This window comes from Vibrio sp. 03-59-1 (genome assembly GCF_013114135.1).
GTDB classification, from domain to species: domain Bacteria; phylum Pseudomonadota; class Gammaproteobacteria; order Enterobacterales; family Vibrionaceae; genus Vibrio; species Vibrio cortegadensis.
In genome coordinates this window covers 121420-139265 of record NZ_VTYA01000002.1, presented here as the reverse complement: position 1 = coordinate 139265, position 17846 = coordinate 121420, and the positions used below count along the sequence as shown (strand labels likewise).

General features: G+C 42.9%; 19 protein-coding genes and 1 riboswitch. Of the genes, 7 read left to right on the top strand and 12 right to left on the bottom strand.

What is annotated here, in order from left to right:
* Positions 1-18 precede the first annotated feature (18 nt).
* Positions 19-936: a DMT family transporter gene (locus tag F0249_RS02485; protein WP_171755755.1), complete on the top strand. Its 918-nt coding sequence runs from the start codon at positions 19-21 to the stop codon at positions 934-936.
* Positions 937-1097: 161 nt separating this feature from the next.
* On the opposite strand, the gene F0249_RS02480 is transcribed toward F0249_RS02485, so the two are convergent.
* The 4 genes from F0249_RS02480 to F0249_RS02465 form a co-directional block, all read right to left on the bottom strand.
* Positions 1098-2615 (bottom strand): DEAD/DEAH box helicase, encoded by a 1518-nt coding sequence (locus tag F0249_RS02480; protein ID WP_017054450.1) that lies wholly within the window; start codon positions 2613-2615, stop codon positions 1098-1100.
* 177 nt (positions 2616-2792) lie between these two features.
* Complete coding sequence (locus F0249_RS02475) at positions 2793-4157, bottom strand: diguanylate cyclase (protein ID WP_171755754.1); 1365 nt, start codon at positions 4155-4157, stop codon at positions 2793-2795.
* A gap of 201 nt (positions 4158-4358) precedes the next feature.
* Positions 4359-4787, bottom strand: coding sequence for a MarR family winged helix-turn-helix transcriptional regulator (locus tag F0249_RS02470; protein WP_113800112.1), 429 nt, complete (start codon positions 4785-4787; stop codon positions 4359-4361).
* A 4-nt stretch (positions 4788-4791) separates the two neighbouring features.
* Positions 4792-5427, bottom strand: coding sequence for a cytochrome b/b6 domain-containing protein (locus F0249_RS02465; RefSeq protein WP_171755753.1), 636 nt, complete (start codon positions 5425-5427; stop codon positions 4792-4794).
* A 181-nt stretch (positions 5428-5608) separates the two neighbouring features.
* On the opposite strand from F0249_RS02465, the gene F0249_RS02460 reads away from it, so the two are divergent.
* The 4 genes from F0249_RS02460 to F0249_RS02445 all read left to right on the top strand — a co-directional run bounded on the left by F0249_RS02460 (position 5609) and on the right by F0249_RS02445 (position 8413).
* Positions 5609-6040, top strand: coding sequence for a cytochrome c (locus F0249_RS02460; RefSeq protein ID WP_171755752.1), 432 nt, complete (start codon positions 5609-5611; stop codon positions 6038-6040).
* 10 nt (positions 6041-6050) lie between these two features.
* Positions 6051-6527, top strand: a complete 477-nt coding sequence (locus tag F0249_RS02455) for an enoyl-CoA hydratase (RefSeq protein WP_171755751.1) — start codon at positions 6051-6053, stop codon at positions 6525-6527.
* A 149-nt stretch (positions 6528-6676) separates the two neighbouring features.
* Positions 6677-7780 carry a DUF3541 domain-containing protein gene (locus tag F0249_RS02450; RefSeq protein ID WP_171755750.1) on the top strand — a complete coding sequence of 368 codons (1104 nt, stop codon included), beginning with the start codon at positions 6677-6679 and terminating at the stop codon, positions 7778-7780.
* 96 nt (positions 7781-7876) lie between these two features.
* Positions 7877-8413, top strand: a complete 537-nt coding sequence (locus F0249_RS02445) for a GNAT family N-acetyltransferase (RefSeq protein ID WP_171755749.1) — start codon at positions 7877-7879, stop codon at positions 8411-8413.
* 26 nt (positions 8414-8439) lie between these two features.
* On the opposite strand, the gene F0249_RS02440 is transcribed toward F0249_RS02445, so the two are convergent.
* The 8 genes from F0249_RS02440 to thiD form a co-directional block, all read right to left on the bottom strand.
* The gene (locus F0249_RS02440) at positions 8440-9879 is read right to left on the bottom strand and encodes a coniferyl aldehyde dehydrogenase (protein ID WP_171755748.1); all 1440 of its coding nucleotides are present in this window, start codon (positions 9877-9879) and stop codon (positions 8440-8442) included.
* Positions 9880-10002: 123 nt separating this feature from the next.
* Positions 10003-10620, bottom strand: a complete 618-nt coding sequence (gene thiE / locus F0249_RS02435) for a thiamine phosphate synthase (RefSeq protein ID WP_171755747.1) — start codon at positions 10618-10620, stop codon at positions 10003-10005.
* A gap of 104 nt (positions 10621-10724) precedes the next feature.
* Positions 10725-11510: a hydroxyethylthiazole kinase gene (thiM, locus tag F0249_RS02430; RefSeq protein ID WP_171755746.1), complete on the bottom strand. Its 786-nt coding sequence runs from the start codon at positions 11508-11510 to the stop codon at positions 10725-10727.
* Positions 11507-12211: a thiaminase II gene (gene tenA / locus F0249_RS02425; RefSeq protein ID WP_171755745.1), complete on the bottom strand. Its 705-nt coding sequence runs from the start codon at positions 12209-12211 to the stop codon at positions 11507-11509. Before tenA ends, thiM begins: the two co-directional genes overlap by 4 nt.
* 51 nt (positions 12212-12262) lie before the next feature.
* Entirely contained in the window at positions 12263-13225 is a 963-nt protein-coding gene (locus tag F0249_RS02420; RefSeq protein WP_171755744.1) for an ABC transporter substrate-binding protein, read from the bottom strand.
* A 148-nt stretch (positions 13226-13373) separates the two neighbouring features.
* Complete coding sequence (locus F0249_RS02415) at positions 13374-14171, bottom strand: ABC transporter permease (protein ID WP_171755743.1); 798 nt, start codon at positions 14169-14171, stop codon at positions 13374-13376.
* Complete coding sequence (locus F0249_RS02410) at positions 14164-15012, bottom strand: ABC transporter ATP-binding protein (RefSeq protein ID WP_216599504.1); 849 nt, start codon at positions 15010-15012, stop codon at positions 14164-14166. The genes F0249_RS02415 and F0249_RS02410 overlap by 8 nt, the downstream gene beginning before the upstream one ends.
* Entirely contained in the window at positions 14999-15865 is an 867-nt protein-coding gene (gene thiD, locus F0249_RS02405) for a bifunctional hydroxymethylpyrimidine kinase/phosphomethylpyrimidine kinase (RefSeq protein ID WP_171755742.1), read from the bottom strand. The genes F0249_RS02410 and thiD overlap by 14 nt, the downstream gene beginning before the upstream one ends.
* 68 nt (positions 15866-15933) lie before the next feature.
* Positions 15934-16032: riboswitch (TPP riboswitch) on the bottom strand.
* Positions 16033-16204: 172 nt separating this feature from the next.
* Between thiD and F0249_RS02400 the strand changes: the two genes are divergently transcribed.
* Together F0249_RS02400 and F0249_RS02395 are read left to right on the top strand one after the other, a co-directional pair.
* Positions 16205-16948, top strand: a complete 744-nt coding sequence (locus F0249_RS02400) for a sulfite exporter TauE/SafE family protein (RefSeq protein WP_113800088.1) — start codon at positions 16205-16207, stop codon at positions 16946-16948.
* A gap of 135 nt (positions 16949-17083) precedes the next feature.
* Positions 17084-17755: a DUF2057 family protein gene (locus F0249_RS02395; RefSeq protein WP_171755741.1), complete on the top strand. Its 672-nt coding sequence runs from the start codon at positions 17084-17086 to the stop codon at positions 17753-17755.
* Positions 17756-17846 lie beyond the last annotated feature (91 nt).

The window sequence follows — 17846 nt, the reverse complement described above, 5'->3', positions numbered from 1 at the left end:
CACTTCTGAGATTACGACTTGATTATAATACCCCTTACTACCCTAGCTCTAATTGCCTTTGCTGCTAATTCTGTCTTATCTCGACTTGCTTTGGGATCTGAATTAATCGATGCGAGTAGCTTTACGAGTATCCGATTATTTTCAGGTGCCATCACACTCTACGCTCTTATCAAATTATATTTACCACCACGCGTTCACTCTCAAAGCTGTGACTATCAAAGCAATGACTTTCAAAGCTGTGATTTTCAAAGCAATGATTCTCAAAGTTGTCACTCTCAAAATAGACAAAAAGGAAGCTGGAAAGCAGGGATCTTACTATTTGTCTATGCGGTAACATTCTCTGTCGGTTATTTATCTTTAGACACTGCAACAGGTGCACTGATCCTATTTGGATCAGTACAAGCAACCATGCTAATCAATAGTTTACTGTCTGGAAACAAAGTAACTCGAAATGAAATATGGGGAATGATCATTGCCTTTTCAGGTTTCCTTTACCTTGTACTGCCTAACGTAGACACACCATCATTATTTGGATTCGGATTGATGATGGTGTCAGGCGTTGCGTGGGGAATGTATACCATTAATGGTCGTTCGTCTAAACAGCCTCTCATCGATACTGGATTCAATTTCATCCGAACCTTACCGTTCGCTGTAATTCTTTTTCTACTCAGCCTGCATCAAGCGCATTACACCCTTCAAGGCCTATTACTCGCTTGTGCCTCAGGTTCTTTAGCATCAGGCGTCGGATATGCTATTTGGTATTATGTGTTACCTCAACTCAGTGTCATTCGAGCCGCGTCATTGCAATTACTGGTTCCTGTCTTATCGGCGGTTGGAGGGGTTCTATTTATGAGTGAAAATATCACCATGCATTTTGTCATGTCCTCAGCATTAATACTCGGAGGGATCATGATCGTGCTAAAGGCTAAAGGCTAAAGGCTAAAGGCTAAAGGCTAAAGGCTAAAGGCTAAAGGCTAAAGGCTAAAGGCTAAAGAATAGGTTTTTCATCAACTCCATGCCATTGGATGCAAAAAGACCTCGCTAATTAACGAGGTCTTTCATTTAAATATTTATTACGTCATCAATTCACAGTATCTCTATGCTTTTGGTGAACTTCTACGTTGCGGTTTACCCGAAGATGGACCTTGGCGACGACTGCGACTAGCGCCTTCACCTGCTGGTTTATTTGCACCACGGTTTTGACCGTTACCCTGCTTACCTTTATTTGCGTTACCGCCGGTATTTCTTGCTGGACGGTTTTCACCTTCCGATTTTCCGCCCGCGTTTCCACCTTTGTTTGCAGGTTTGCGGTTAGAATTATTCGAATTGCCATTACTTGCAACATGACGCTTATTCTTGCCAGCAGGTTTATTACCACGTGCATTGCCACCAGAGCGTTGTCCATCAGCATGATCGACTTTTGGCTTTTTAGGTTTCTTAGGCTTAATTGGGCGCGTATCTAGTCTAGATTCAGGCAATGTCGTTTCTGGAATAAAGCCTTCTAGTTGATGACGAGGCAGAACTTGTTGGATCAGACGCTCAATCGAAAATAGTTCATACGTTTCTTCAGCCGTAACCAACGAAATAGCCTTGCCCACTTCGCCAGCACGACCAGTACGGCCAATACGGTGTACATAATCTTCTGACACGTTTGGCAGATCAAAGTTAACCACTTGAGGCAATTGTGGGATATCAATACCGCGAGCAGCAATATCAGTTGCAACCAATACTCGTACTTGACCCGTTTTAAAGTTCTCAAGTGCTTTCGTTCTTGCGCCTTGGCTTTTGTTACCATGAATAGGTGCAGACGTAATACCTTGCCCTTCAAGGTAGCGTGACAAGCGGTTAGCACCATGCTTTGTCTTGCTGAATACCAACACTTGTCGCCAATCATTATCTTTAATTAACTTAGCAAGCATCGCACTTTTTTTGCTCTTATCCGCAGGGTAAATACTTTGCTCTACCGTTACCGCTGTTGAGTTAGCCGTGTTTACTGAAATTTCAACAGGGTTATTGACTAAACCCTTTGCTAGGCTGCGGATATCATCTGAAAAAGTGGCTGAAAATAGTAAGTTTTGACGCTTCTTTGGTAGGAAAGCTAGAACTTTACGAATATCGCGAATGAAGCCCATATCAAGCATGCGGTCAGCTTCATCAAGAACCAGCATTTCTAATTGATCAAATCGAACTGCATTTTGATTATAAAGATCCAACAAGCGACCAGGTGTTGCCACTAGAACATCACTGCCTTGGCGAAGCTTCTGCATTTGCGGGTTGATTTTAACACCACCAAATACAACCGTTGCAGATAGAGGCAAATGCTTGCTGTACTTTACAACGTTGTCATAAATCTGAGCGGCTAATTCACGAGTTGGCGTCAATACAAGCGTTCGAACTTGATTATGGCGAACCTTAGGGCCTTTAGACAAAATTTCCAAAATAGGAAGTGTAAATGCCGCCGTTTTGCCAGTACCCGTTTGAGCCGCAGCCATTACATCCTGACCTTCCAAGACCGCTGGAATTGCTTGCGCTTGGATAGGTGATGGCTTGTCATAACCTTGCTCTTCAATAGCTTTAAGAATTGGAGCAGATAGACCCAAAGAGGTAAAACTCATAAATTGATTCTCGAATTAGATAATTAGGATCACTGATCTATTTCAATTCAATAGAAACAGTTTCTCTAGAAGACGGCAGAGGTAGGCATTTGCCTTTTACAGGCTTACAAAAATAGCTGCCGATTGAAGCGCGCTATTCTGAGGCTTTTACCATGGAAATGAAAGTAATATCGTGATTTAACCGCCGAGCAAACCCTGTTTTTGGTCATACATTCTATCATCAGCGAATTTCAGCATCTCATCCATTGTGGAAAATTCATCAGAATATAAAACGGAACCAATGCTAACTTTAATGTAAATCAACGCCCCTTCATAAATGATCGGGGTTGAACTCAGTGATTTTTGGACCGTGACTTCAATTCGTCTCACATCTGAAGCGCTCATAACTCTAGGAAGCAATACTAAAAACTCATCGCCACCAATTCTCGCCGTGAGATCAGAGCTTCTTAATACATTGCGTACTCGTTCAGCACAAGCAACCAGCACTTTGTCACCAGCGACATGACCATAGGTATCATTAATCTCTTTGAACTTATCAAGATCAAGATTGAGCAGAGCAAACCGCTCGTGGTTTTCCGTTTTCTTAGCAGAATTAAACTGATCCTCGAGGATATACATAAAGTACCGTCGATTAGGCAGTTTCGTCAGTTCGTCATGCAAAGAACGATTCTGTGCTGAAACATAGAGTCGATAAATGGTAATAAAGGCGAAGGCTAGAATGATGATGATCGGGTACCCGATCAATCGGACGCTATGTATTCTGAACCAATTTTCACGCTCAGCTGACCAAGGTGCTCTTGCTACCGCAACTTCCCAACTACCATAAGGGAAATTAACTTTTTCAGTCGCAAACGCATCATCGAAGACTGTTTGATCGCCATAAAAAATCTCACCTTGAGAACCTGAGCTATCGAGCCCCCTAATCCCAAGCCTATATTTTAGCTCAAACGCTTCGATGCCAACTTCTTGAAATAGAGAGTCGAGATCAATGACTGCACTGCACACCCCCCAATACTCTTTATTATTAGGAGGGTCGGTAAAAATGGGGACACGAGCGATCAATCCTCGTCCACCTTGAACCAAGTTAACAGGACCAGCAATAAATATCTGTTCTATCTCTCGAGCTTTCACGATCGACGCATATTGAGCGGGAATCCGTCGATAATTCAGATCTATAACTTTTTCATTACCTTGAAGCGGATAAACAAAATTAATGATGTCATTTCTAGCTAACGCAATAATAGTGACATGCTTTGACTCTTTAATGATTTTTGCAGCAACCTTTTCCCAGTTATCAAAAGCGGTATCAGAATGGATACTCACAAGCGTAGAAAGGCTATTAGATACATAAATATCCGCGACAATAGCAGCTTCTAAGTTTGATCGGACTTTTGATAGCTCTTCTTTTGCACTACTTTGATATTGCTTATCGAGAAACATCATTTGATTCTGATTTAGCAACTCAAGCAGCATAATGGCTACAATAACAAAAACGGCAAGCAGCAAATTTACAGACCATTGCTTACCAAAAAGGTAACGCATCAATGACACTCTCCATCAGTAATTTATTATAATTCTTATTAATAGAATAGACACTAAAGATAGAGTAACCTAATTGTCTAGAACTTACACAGTTCATTTCTCAAATAACTCAGATTTTCTCACTTACCCTTAATTTAATAAAACATCACTAAACATAAGAAAGCACTCGCTCTCTCAACCATTTATCAGCTGGCTATATGACTAAACAGCAGCGACCATTTTTTGCAGTAAACGAATCATATCGACTTGCTCATCGGTGTCTAATGAACTCAGTAGCTCTCTATTGACTTGTGCAGGCAATACGAGCAAGTCTTTTTCCATTGCCCGTCCTTTTTCCGTTAAATAGATCCGGAATGAACGCCGACTATTTGGATCGGCTTGTCTTTCCACCAGCCCAAGCTTTTCAAGCTTATCTAACGTTCTGGTTGTGGTTGAGTTCTCTACTTTGGATTTCACCGCAATATCTCTTTGCGTGATCCCTTCTTCTTCCCACAAACACATCATGGTTGGCCACAATGCGACGGTTAGCCCGTGCTTTTTAAGCTCTACTTCAAATTTTTTCGCGGCTTGGTTCGCGATGACATTAATCATCCAGCCAAAACTACTCTGGCGATCAAATTTCGTTTCCATATTTTCATACCAATGACGACACAACTATTGTCATGGTAACTAATCCGGCTGCAAGTAGCATTAATAATGCGCGCTTATTTGATGAAAAAGCTAATACGGTATTAGGGTTATCTAGCGTATTTTTTTGCTTACCGCTCACCATCGCCCACACTAGCGGTTTTGAACGCAGCTTATAAACGAGAATGGCTAGCAGGTGAACAGCAACGAGGGCTTGAAGTACTTTCGCAAAAAGACTATGAATTGCCATACTGGCATCATAAGCGGAGTCTGTGAGTAAGGTTTCTGCGAATGGCATGCTATCTAACAAGCCTGATATAACAATACCCGTTGAACACTGCATCAACAAACTCACTATTAGTACCACCACCATCCATGATCCTGCGGGGTTATGACCAGGTTGCGCTTTTTCTCGCCCCATCAAATAGCTGACAACACGCTTTGGAGAAGCCACAAAAGCTTTAAATTGGCTCGTTTCGCTTCCCACAACACCCCACAAAACTCGCCAGATAACAAGCGTAAAAAGAGCTAACCCTAAAACAAGGTGTGGCCCTTCTCCACTGTTCCCACTCGCCACTAGTCCAATAAAAAGTAACGCTTGAAGCCAATGATAAAAACGTGTCGGTAGATCCCAGATTTTCATTTCATCTCCTCTCTGCTTGTGCAGAACATTGCAAAGTACATCAATTTTCTAGAGCACGTATTTTTATTGCTCTAATTCAATACAAACAATTTACACAACAATAGTTGCGCATGCAACTATTGTTGTGTAAATTACCTTCATCGACAGAGGTCATCAACGAAAAACCATAATAGGAATACATATGAAAATGCTAACAATTGCATTACTTGTCGCTCTACCTGCTTTTGCAAGCACTCAAAGTAGCCAAGATATTATTGATACGAGACAGCACTCTTTTTCTTCCATTGAAAACAAAGCAGAGCAACTTGAAGAAGAATTAGACAAAGACAAGCCTGATTGGACTGAAGTGGTAACCATAAGTGAAGAGTTAACCCGCCATAGCACTCAACTACGGGCTCTCTTTCCTGAAGGCAGCAGTGAAAACAGCAAAGCAAAAAAAGCTATTTGGGAAAAACCTGAAAAGTTTAATCAGCTCATGATGGAAATGGATCAAGGATTCAAAGACTTATATCAAGCCAGCAAGAGGCAAGATATCAGCGCTGCAAAAAACGGATTAGAACAAGCACAAGACACATGCAATAGCTGTCATCGTAGCTACCGATCACGCTGGTAAGGAGTGGATCATGCAGGTAAACAAGCACAAAGTCGTTGAACTCATATTTCTTGTTGGGATCATTATGTATGTTGGTGGCATCTTATCCCATATCGTCATCGCAAATGTTTTAGATCACAACAATTTACATGCCATCTATTATACGGCGCTTTATAAAGAGAAAAGTGCCTATATTTTGATTCTTCCCGGATTATTGATGAAGATTACAGCAACCCTTGTGGAATCAAAAAACTATGTAATCAAGCCACTGTGGCTAAAAGTTCAATACGGCTGTATGGCATTTTTAACCATCAACGCTATTTTTTTTCTCTTTCCGATGATGCCGACAATGACCACTTTAGCAGCTCAGAATTTGGATGTAGGTAGAATAACTGCGGCCTATCAAAATGAAGCCACTAAAGAGATGATCATTGGTATTTCGAACGCCTTGCCTCTACTAATCATGGTGGTGCTCAGCGCACTCGGCAGTAAACCCGTGCGAAAATAGTGGAAAATTAGAGAGCTTCTTCATTTTGGAGAAGCACCCTCTTGGTGCTGCTGCGAATATATAAACCTCACCTATCCTTGACCTAGTTTTTACATATATTCATCAATGAACTGATATAGTTAGCCTCCCGTAATGGCAGGACTCATCAAATGACACTTTCAAAAATCACACTCTGTATTTTACTCAGTACTTCTACTTTTTTTAGTGCCTATAGCAGCGCAGCTGAATCATCACGTATTACCGATATTGAGTTTGAACAGTCTGCCCAAATCATTCGAGACACCTACGAACCAGAGCTTTTTACACTTCCAGCCTTCAAAGAAGGGCACTACGGTTTACGTATGTTCCGTCAAACCTTAGATGATAAATATTCTGCGGCAATATGGAGCGACCTGGCACGTGTTGCAAGCCGGCTCAATCATTTTTCAACGGAAGTACATACGCCTGAACAGATCATCCTATATTCAGAAAAACGTCTTTCTGGATACGTAGGGGATGATGATGAGCGCAGCATGCGCCGTTATACCGCAACCAAGCATATGCCTGAATATCTGTATTTAGGGGTCGACCTATTAGGTTCAATGGCTCGGGCAAATGAATATGGTTTACAGCACCGCGACGATAAAAAACTGCGCCAAGTCATTCGTCGATATGATTTCAACCACTATGCGACCAATGAAGAGATGATTAAAGCGTGGGCTGCTCAACTGGCGAACCAAGTCTATTGGCTACGTCAACTTGGCGAACAAGATGTCGTTGAAGCATTCACGGATTCCTTTAAGAAAGCCTACCCTGATGCCAATGATAAAAAATTATCAAAACAGCAATATGGCAATAAACTGTACGGCATGACTCATATTATTTTCGGTGACTCAGAGTATTACCAGCACCAAGTAAATGAACAAGACCACCAATGGATATACGACTATTTCCGAGCGCACATCGACACTATTTTGTTACGCGCGAAAGAAGATGTCATAGCCGAAGTGGGGATCACATTCTTACTTGCGGGATTAGAAAATGATCCAGTGGTGTATAAAACCCGCAAAGCCATTCAAGCTTCAATCGATAAGGAGAAAGGTATGATTCCATCGGTAACGGGAGATTTTGACCTGAGTTATGGTGAGCACCGTAATGTTCTCGCCATTATGTTGCTCGATTGGCAAAAAACCAATGAAGCGCCGACCTTCCTCAAACAACCTCAAGTATTTAAACGCTTACCTTTTGGTTTAGAGCAAGACATAACTCACTAATAAGCTAGAATAAATGGACGCCCTGAGCCATTAAATAGCCCTGAGCCATTAAGTAGCTCAGGGCACAACCAATTATCATTCAGAGTTAGAACCATTATGAGCCAAAATCACTCACAAATTGCCCTCCGCCTTCTGGACAAACACGATGTTAAAAGTTTATTAGAATTTGAGTTAGACAACAGAGACTGGTTTGAGCAATTTATTGATTCGAGAGGGGACGAGTTTTATACGCGAAGGGGACTTGAAGAGCATATAAGACACTGCTTATCCCAATATGAGCAGAACTTGATGTATCCCACATTGATCATTGACCAACATGGAAAGATTTGTGGACGAGCGAATATTCACTTTATCGAACACGTCACTAAGCGTGGGGCAATAGGTTATCGAATCGGGCAGAATTTTTGTCATCAAGGCATGGCCAGTCAAGCGACTCGTTTACTCATTGAACATGCAAAAAATCACCTTCAACTTAAACAGTTGGCTGCTTTTGCATCCGTGGAAAACCTTGCCTCACAGCGCGTGCTGGAAAAAAACGGCTTTGTGAAAGCGGGGATCAAAGAAGAATTTACTTTAGTTCAAGACCAAGTATTAGATTGCTTTGACTACCGCCTATCTCTGACAAGTCCTTAATCACCTGTCACCAAAGTCGAACCTTATTATCGCAAAAACAGAGTCTTAATTAATTTAGACAATAACTTTTTCTGAGTCAGCATCCAGTGGCTTCTCGGTAACCAAGCTGGCGTTTTCAGTACTGTTTTTGCATTTGAAAATGCATGGAAGCCTTCAATTCCGTGGTAACTCCCAATACCGGACTCACCGATACCACCAAATGGTGCATCGTCTGCCGCAACTTGCAAAATGGCATCGTTTATCGCTACCCCACCACTGTGCGTACTATTCAGCACTCGGCTTTGAAGCTCCTTATCGCTGCTCATTAGATACAGAGCAAGGGGCCGCTGATGACGATTAATGTATATAATGCACTCATCCACATTTTTATAGGTCATAATTGGCAATATTGGTCCAAAAATTTCGTCTTGCATCAGTAGCATTGAATCATCGACATCAGTAACAAAGTGCGGCCACATCTGACGAGCTTCACTCAATTCACCTTCAATCGTCGTGATCGTCGCGCCCCTGTTTTTTGCATCTTCAAGGTAGGAGTTCAATCGTGCAAATTGTGCTTGATTGATAATGTTCGTTATCTCTCTGCGCCCTTTTTTCTCTTTAAACGCCTTTAAGAAACGTTGTTTGTAGATCTCAATAAACTCATTCTGCTTTCCATCAGGCACAAAGACATAATCAGGGGCGACACAAATCTGACCTGCATTACTCGATTTACCAAACATAATCGCATCAACGGCACTTTTTAAATCAGCATCTTCACCGATAATAGTTGGCGATTTCCCACCTAACTCTAAAGTAATCGGCGTTAAGTGCTCTGCAGCGGCTTTTGCCACTAATCTCCCAACCGCTGTCGAGCCCGTGAACAGCAAATGGTTGAACGGCAAACGACTGAATTCAGCGGCAATAGCGCCATCCCCTTCAATCAAAACCACTTGGTCAGGAAAAGATTTAAAGATTGAACGCAACACTTGATTGGTTGAAGGTGTGAATTCACTTAATTTCACCATCACTCGGTTGCCCGCCGCTAACGCTGTAACTATAGGCGCAATACTTAACACAATTGGGAAATTCCACGGAACAATAACGCCAACTACACCCAATGGCTGATAGTGAACACTTACTGTTGATGGAGTAAGTAGTAATCCAGCATGACGACGAGAAGGTTTCATCCACTTTGGTAATTTCTTAATGGTGTAATTGATATGTTGAATGGCAGGCATAAGATCGCACACCATAGAATCAAAGGAGCTACGGAAACCATAATCCTCAGATAAAGCCTCTATCAACGCGGGACGGCTTTTTAGCACATTAGCCTTTAGTTGCTGTAGTGTTTCGATTCTCACCTGCTTATCTGGGTAGCAATTGCCTTGATAAGCTTGAGTAAGATCAGAAAAGTGACGCTCAAGCGAAGACACCTCTAGCGAACCATCACTCACCTGTACATTATCAATCTGTGCTTGCGCGTTCATTCCAAATTCACCTTATTATGTTTTCCTGTATTCAAGTAATAATGCCTGATCCGATGAGTTGCAAGTTATGAGCTCACAATTGCAGTAATATTGACCTGAAAAACACAATCTTGCTCGCTTAGGCTAGATTCCAATTTGTGCTAATAACTCTTGAGCAGATTGTTTGGGAGAGTCAGCATGACAAATAGCAGAAACTAGCGCGATACCGGCAACCTTGGTCGCCACGACCGCATCAAGGTTGTCTGAATTAAGCCCACCAATCGCAACAATCGGTAATGCACTTTTGCTCACGGCCTGAGCTAATCCACTAATTCCCCACTCTTTATTGATATTGGTTTTGGTCGGTGTGGAAAAAATAGCACTTAAACCAATGTAATCAATGGGTAATGATTGTGACTCTTGTAACTGCTGCTCATTTTCAACCGACAGCCCTAGTATCTTATCCTTTCCTATTAGTTGCCTTGCGATCTTAACGGGCATATCAGATTGCCCGAGGTGAACCCCATCAGCATCCACAGCAAGTGCCACATCAACCCGGTCATTAATAATAAGAGGGACATTGGTTCCTTCGAGCACAGTTTTTACTGCTTGAGCCCGTTGAATAAATGACTGTATATCTCCATGCTTTTCACGCACTTGAATCATGGTTACGCCACCAGCAACCGCCTGTTCAACGACATGCTTCAATGTGTCGATATCTTGTTGATCATCGGTGACTAAATATAAACGGTAGGGATTCATTGTTATTTCGCCTTGTTTTTAAGGTCAGCTTCCACTTATTTTAAACTCAATGAACAAAGCCAGAATCGCTTGATACTGACTTTTATCATCGCTGAATGTTCAGATTAAGAGATTTTCAAGCGCTCAATCAGTGTTGCGCCATCCATCTGATACAAATTATCGAGCAAATTAACCTGTAAACTTCCCGGGCCTTTCGACTGCTCTGCGGCTATTTCTCCTGCAACACCTAATATCGCAGCGGCCGCGACGCCAGACTCATCCCCAACAGCAGCAAAAGCGCCAGTCAGCGCGGTTAGCGTGCATCCCATTCCCGTCACATACGGCATCATTGCGTCGCCATTATTTAGTTGCGTTTGACCTTTTGGAGTGATGATATAATCTGTCGCACCAGAAACCACAACACTGCACTGGTAGGTTTCAACGAGATAATGCGCCGCCCCTAATGCCGCATCACTGCTGTCTAGCGCATCGACACCTTTACTTTGTCCCTCTTCACCCGCCAACGCGATGATTTCAGAAGCATTACCACGAATGATCAACTTCTTAGCCTTTTTTGCTATTTGACGAGAAACCTCTGTGCGTAACCCACTCGCGCCACAGCCAACTGGATCAAGCACCACCACTTTTTGGTATGTATTAGCTTGCTCAACAGCAAATAACATTCGTTCAATCCAAACGCTGTCTAACGTACCGATATTAATAACTAACGCCCCAGAGAACGACATCATCTCTGTCATCTCTTGGCGTGAATGAGCCATAATAGGCGAAGCTCCAATAGCCAAAAGTGCATTAGCCGTATTATTCATCACCACGTAATTGGTAATGTTCAGCACTAGCGGTTTATGCTCACGCAATGCATCAAGCGCCTTTACAATTTGTTCTGCATTCATAGGTTAACCTCAGCGGTTTTGTCTTGTGCCTGCTCAGATATTTTCGCGTCTAAGCCTTGTTGCCAAAAAGCAATTTCCATCCGTGTGGCGGTTTTAAATACATCGATTAAACGACGTCCACGCTCGCTGTTAATATCAATATCAGCCAGTAACTCATCAATATGCGATGCACCTTTAGCGACACCTTGTTGAAATTCATCTCCGCTATAAAGCTCTATCCAACTGGCATAAGGGTTACCTTCTAATACCGTTTTCTCACTAGCCATCAATTGTCGACCAATGAGTGCATAACCGAGTGAGCACGGTGCCAAAGCCGCATAAAGATCGACAATATCACCCGACATTCCTGCATCGAGTACGTAGCGGGTATAAGCCACAGTTGCAACATCTTCCGGTTCCGCTTCTAAATCCGTTTCCGTCAATCCCCAATTAGCGCAATAACTGACATGGTGAGCAATTTCTGAATCAAGCAGCGCATGAACACTAGGCAGAGCTTTGCGCATATCCGCTAAAGTTCGAGCCTTATAAATCGCCAATGCGTATGCACGAGCGTACTGCTTCAAAAATAGAAAATCTTGCTTTAGATAATGCAGGTAACAGTCTGCATGTAAGGAACCACGTCCTAACTGTTGAACAAACGAATGCTTGGTATAAGCGTCCCAATCCTCTTGGCATGCCTTGATTAGATCTTGATGATTCATCGAGATTTCTCACTATTTTTAATGATGATTGATTGCGAACAAAAAATGGGATTACTCAAAAGTGGGTACGTAATCTTTCGCTTTAGGCAGAGATTGGATGATATTTTGCGAATACATAAACTGCGCATAATCGTCGTAACGCTTCAAATCAACAGCGGATGGTCGCAGCGCAAAACGGTTTAACGTATCGTTCCACGCGCGCTTATTCAGTTCATTATTGAGCGTGTCTGGCGCATAAGCGACGAACTGCTTCCAAGACTCTTGAGGATGATTGACGATATAAACCGTGGCTTGCTCTAAGGCTTTATTGAATGCTTTTATTACTTCTTTATCGTAAGTGTTTGCATTCGCGACAAATACCAATTCATCATAAGTCGGCACACCATGTTCTTCGGGGAAAAACGCTTTCGATTGATAACCCTCTAATGCCAACTGATTGGTTTCAAAGTTGCGTAAACCGCCCCAAATCGCATCCACTTTTCCTGCGGCTAATGACGAAGACAATGCCCACCCAACGTTGATGATCTCTACATCTTTATAGTTCACACCACTGGTTTGCAGCATGGTGCCAATCGTCGCCTCTTCATTACCCGCAATCGCGATTCCTATCTTCTTCCCTTTAAGATCAGACATATCATCAATCTTGTTATTGTCGAGCACCATCAGCGTATTCAATGGCGTGGCAATCAAGGTTGAAGCGCGAATAAGTGGCAAGCCCGCCGCGACATCAATGGTTAAATTAGGCTGATATGAAATAGCTAAATCCACTTTATTAGCCGCAACGAGCTTAGGTGGTGTACTTGGGTCAGCAGGCTCCTGTATCTCGACTTTTAAGCCTTGCTGTGCAAAATATCCTCGCTCTTTCGCAATCACAATCGGCCCGTGGTTTGGGTTCACAAACCAATCAAGCATCAATGCCAGCGGCTTAACTTCAACGCTCTCGTCAGCTTGAACGTTCACAGAAAGCAATGTGGTCGCAAGCGCAATAGCACTCATAATCGTTTTCTTTTTCACTGTTTTTCCTTCTTGTATTTCCATATTAGTAATCTATTCATGAGCGGCTTAGCTCATTCTTTTTTTTGTTGTAATAAGTTTTCAAAACCGCTGTTCTATCGGCTCATATTCCGATGATGCACGCTCCTTGAATCGCACATAATGGGGATCACACTTCCCACGGGATCAGTTTCTTCAAAATGAAATCGGCACAGAAATAGAGTGAGACAGACAACGCTGAAAGCACAAACAGTGCAGCAAACATGTCATCTATCATCATCCGAGCATTGGTCTGTAACATCAGATAACCCAAACCTTCACTTGATCCCACCCACTCTCCCGCAACCGCGCCAATCGGGGCAATCACCACAGCTACTCGAATGCCGGAACCTAAAGTAGGCAGCGAAGCAGGCAATTGAATATGGCGTAGCATTTGCCATTTGGTTGCGCCCATGGTTTTAGCCAAATCAAGATAGCCAACAGGAGTGTTACGTAATCCGTCATAGCAGCATGTCGTCACAGGGAAAAAAATGATCAACGCCGCCATGACGATTTTTGATGCAATGCCATAGCCAAGCCACAGCATAAGAACGGGAGCAATCGCGAATACTGGAATGGCTTGGCTAGCAATGAGAATTGGGAGTAACCAACGTTTTACTGGTTTAAATAACAACATCTGTAACGCAAATAACAACCCCATAGAAAGCCCTAAAAGCAGGCCTAAAATGATCTCTTGAGCTGTAACGAAGGTATGTTTAGCCAATACGTCAGAGCGTTGAATTAAGCTATTAAAAACATCTAACGGGGCTGGCAGAATAAAAGGAGGGGTCTCAAAAATCACCACTATCGCTTGCCAAAGCCCAACGATAACCAGCCCAGAAAACAGCATTCGCAACAGCTGATGAGGAAGGTGACGGTTATCAAGAAGACGTCTGGATACCAATCTTAGTTGAGCCGAACTATTCATAATCACTCTCCAACTGATCGATAATGCACTGCTGTAACTGAGCACAATTGGAATCAAACTTTCTTGGCATTTCAGAGTCAGGAACAGACAAAATATCGGCAATGTTCAATGATTGCGCAAAAGCAGGAGTACCTTGAATAATGTATAACTGATGCGCTAATCGAATCGCTTCTTGTGGATCATGAGTGATCAATACCACTGTTTTATCGGAGAGCAGCTCATATGCAAGATTTTGCAATCGATAACGAGTGACGGCATCCAACGCCGAGAAAGGTTCATCCATTAACACAATCGGTTTGTCTTGCATTAAAGTTCGAGCTAAAGCAACTCTCTGGCGCATACCACCCGATAGCTGCTGAGGCAGAAGTTGAGCCTTGCCTGCTAATCCCACTCGGTTCAGTAGATCTAGAGCTTTAGCTTGCTGATGTTCAAAGGCTGAAGATCCAAATTTATCACTCAGCAGCACATTATCTAATACCGACAGCCAAGGCATCAGCAGATCTTGCTGAGCCATATACGCAATATGACCATCAATTGCGATAGCTTGAGAGGCTTTATCCTTACCGCAGAGTTTAAGCTCACCACGCCACTCAGCTTTACCTTCTAACAGCCCCGCAAGGTAGCGAAGTAAAGAACTTTTCCCACAACCACTGCGCCCTAAAATACACGTCCACTGTTTTATTGGCATACGCATATTCAGCCGAGAGATTATCGGCTGTTCACTATCTTGGTAACGTAAATAGCCCGATATAATGTCTAACCACTCCCCAAGTTCAACACTGAGAACCGAGCGATTAAGCGATGCTTGAGCTGGCGCGTCCTGCATATTAACGGACATCATTATGACCATCAAAGAAGTGGTGAACTGGACCATGTCCTTGACCAATATCCAACTCATCGGCATGAGCGATGGCTAAAGATATATATTGCTTAGCCAACTTAACCGCACTGAGTAGATCATTACCTTGTGCTAAATATGAGGCGATTGCCGATGATAAAGTACATCCCGTGCCATGAGTATTATGGGTATCTACTCTTTTTGCACTCAAACGCTCAACGCGATCGGAAAAGATCAGCAAATCATTACTATTCTCATCACTCTCTAGATGGCCACCTTTGAGCAGCACTGAGTTCGCACCCAACTGTCGTAGATCAGCAATCATCAAGTTCATTGCATTTTCATTGGTTGGAATAGAACTACCAATCAGAGCGGCACCTTCAGGAAGGTTTGGAGTGATCACATCAGCCAGTGGAAGCAGTTCTGCTTTTAGCGTACTGATCGCTGAGTTCTCTAACAGCAAGTCTCCGCTGGTCGCGACCATTACAGGGTCAACCACGACAAATTGTGGTCGATACTGCTTAATCTTTGCGGCAACGGTTTTAATGATTTCAGAATCAGCCAGCATCCCGACTTTAACGGCGACAACATTTAAATCGGTGAAAACCGCATCTAACTGAGTTTCAATATGATCAATTGGAATGGGAAAAATGGCCGAAACGCCGAGTGTATTTTGAGAAGTAATGGCCGTTATTACCGAACAGGAATAGCTGCCTGTGGCCGACATCGCTTTAATATCAGCTTGAATTCCCGCGCCACCGCCGCTATCAGAGCCTGCAATAGTCAACACAATCGGAGTGGTAGAATCAGGTAATATTTGGGAAGAGGAATGTGATGATATATGAGAATGTGACATAAAAGCTCCAAGACTAATGCAAGGAACTCTCTGGCTAAAAAACAGACGAATGTTGGGATCGATTCATCATTAGCAAGACTATAGTTCCCTACGCCAGTGTTAACTGAATCAGGTTCAACGGGTCTCGCAATTGCGATCTCAGCCTAATGGCCCCCCGACTATGTAAGCCGCGATAATAACAATTTTTCTAAAAAGGGCAATGTTTATAGCGACGAGTATCGATATAAAAGTAAAACTGACAACAACTTAACTTGTGAATAGTTGCAACTCGTCGCACAATCCAGCTTCATCTCAACCACTATTTGCTCTCTGTTATAGAGGCTATTTTAGAGCTCACTTATGGATCTTATTCTCAGTCCCACTTTTTTTGCTTTAATCCTTGTTTTTATCTTTGCGGCGATTGTCCGCGGCTTCTCTGGCTTCGGTTTCACGCTTATCGCTCTGCCCTTGAGTGCTCTGTTTGTGCCTGTCATAAAACTGGTTCCGGTATTTATGCTTATCGACTGCCTAGGTAATATTCAACTGCTTCCGAAAGTCAGAAGGTCGGTGGATTGGTCTTGGGTCGCACACGTTTTTATTCCTTGCCTTGTGTTTACTCCGGTAGGGCTATTGCTGCTCACTTCGGTTGATCAGCAAACCATCATCCTAATCATCAGCGGTTTCATTTTTGCTTCTGCTTTCATGATCCAGCGCGGTTTTCAATACTCGAAAAAGAGTCGAGTTGCTCCTCTCATTTTAGGCAGTTTAGCCGGAATCATGAATGGTGCGGCTTCCATGTCTGGCCCACCAATTGGCACTCACGCATTAGCCAGTCCATTCTCACCTATCGTGGCAAGAGCCTGTTTAATCGCTTTCTTTGTGCTAGCTGATTCGACTGCTTTTATCTCTGCGAGTGTCGCTGGCTTAGTCGATTGGAATACCGTCATTCTTACCCTTGCTCTATTACCAAGTAGCATGTTTGGCGGAGCCGTTGGAACGAAATTATTTGATAAATATGGCGCAGCAAAGTTCAAACCCGTCACTATTGGTTTATTGGTGGTCATTGCGAGTTTCAGCGTGTTACGGGTGGTGTTTAATTCTTAGTCAGGCTCTCTTGGTCAGCCTTGTGTAAATTTTTCACTTATTCGCGGCAATTTCCAAGCCTGATCATTGCATTCACTCATTTTACGAGGCAGGCTGAGAGCGATCATAAGTTATTGAAACGGAATAATATTGGATATGAACATTCTTAAGCCTATCTCAGCTGCACTTCTTATCGCCACTAGCCATTTTGCACTAGCCGACGTAACCTTAAATCTTCCTTCTGACGTCACTCTCTTAGCCGTCAATATGGAAAAGCCACAAACCTCAGGAAGTTTCTTCTCTTCGGTGACCAGTGCAACTTTAGAAGATGGACAAAACCAGATCGTTTTCCGCTTTGAGCCCTATTTTGACAAAGGGAATGAACGCAATAGTGTGAGCAGCGATGTTTATATCGTCACTTTTGATGAAGCGAATACAAAATTAGACTTTGTCCTTCCAAAATACCGAACTGAACGTGAAGCAGAACGTGAAATCGGAAACATGGAGTGGTCGTTGATCGACGAGAAAGGCGAAACCATTTCAATTAAAACCGACAAGCTGAAAAAAGACGGCATGCAACTTGGTCGTAACTATGTTCGTGAATCAGAGGATTATAACCGTGCCGGAGGTATTGCTTCTATCGGTGTTATCACCACTGTCGTGACGCTTCCAAAAGCAAAGACAGACACCGCGACAAAACCAGTCGTTGTAACACAAGCGGAGCAACCACAAATTGACAGTACTGCTGAAGAAATGCTGCATTTTTGGTACAGCAAAGCTGATGCTGACACCCAAGCCCGCTTTAAAGATTTCATCAATAAGAAGTAAAGTTAGCACTCAGTAAAATGCCATCAACTGTCTGTTTAATTTAAATTTTATCAAGATAGTAGAAAAATAACTGGCTTCCTGTTAGCTTGAA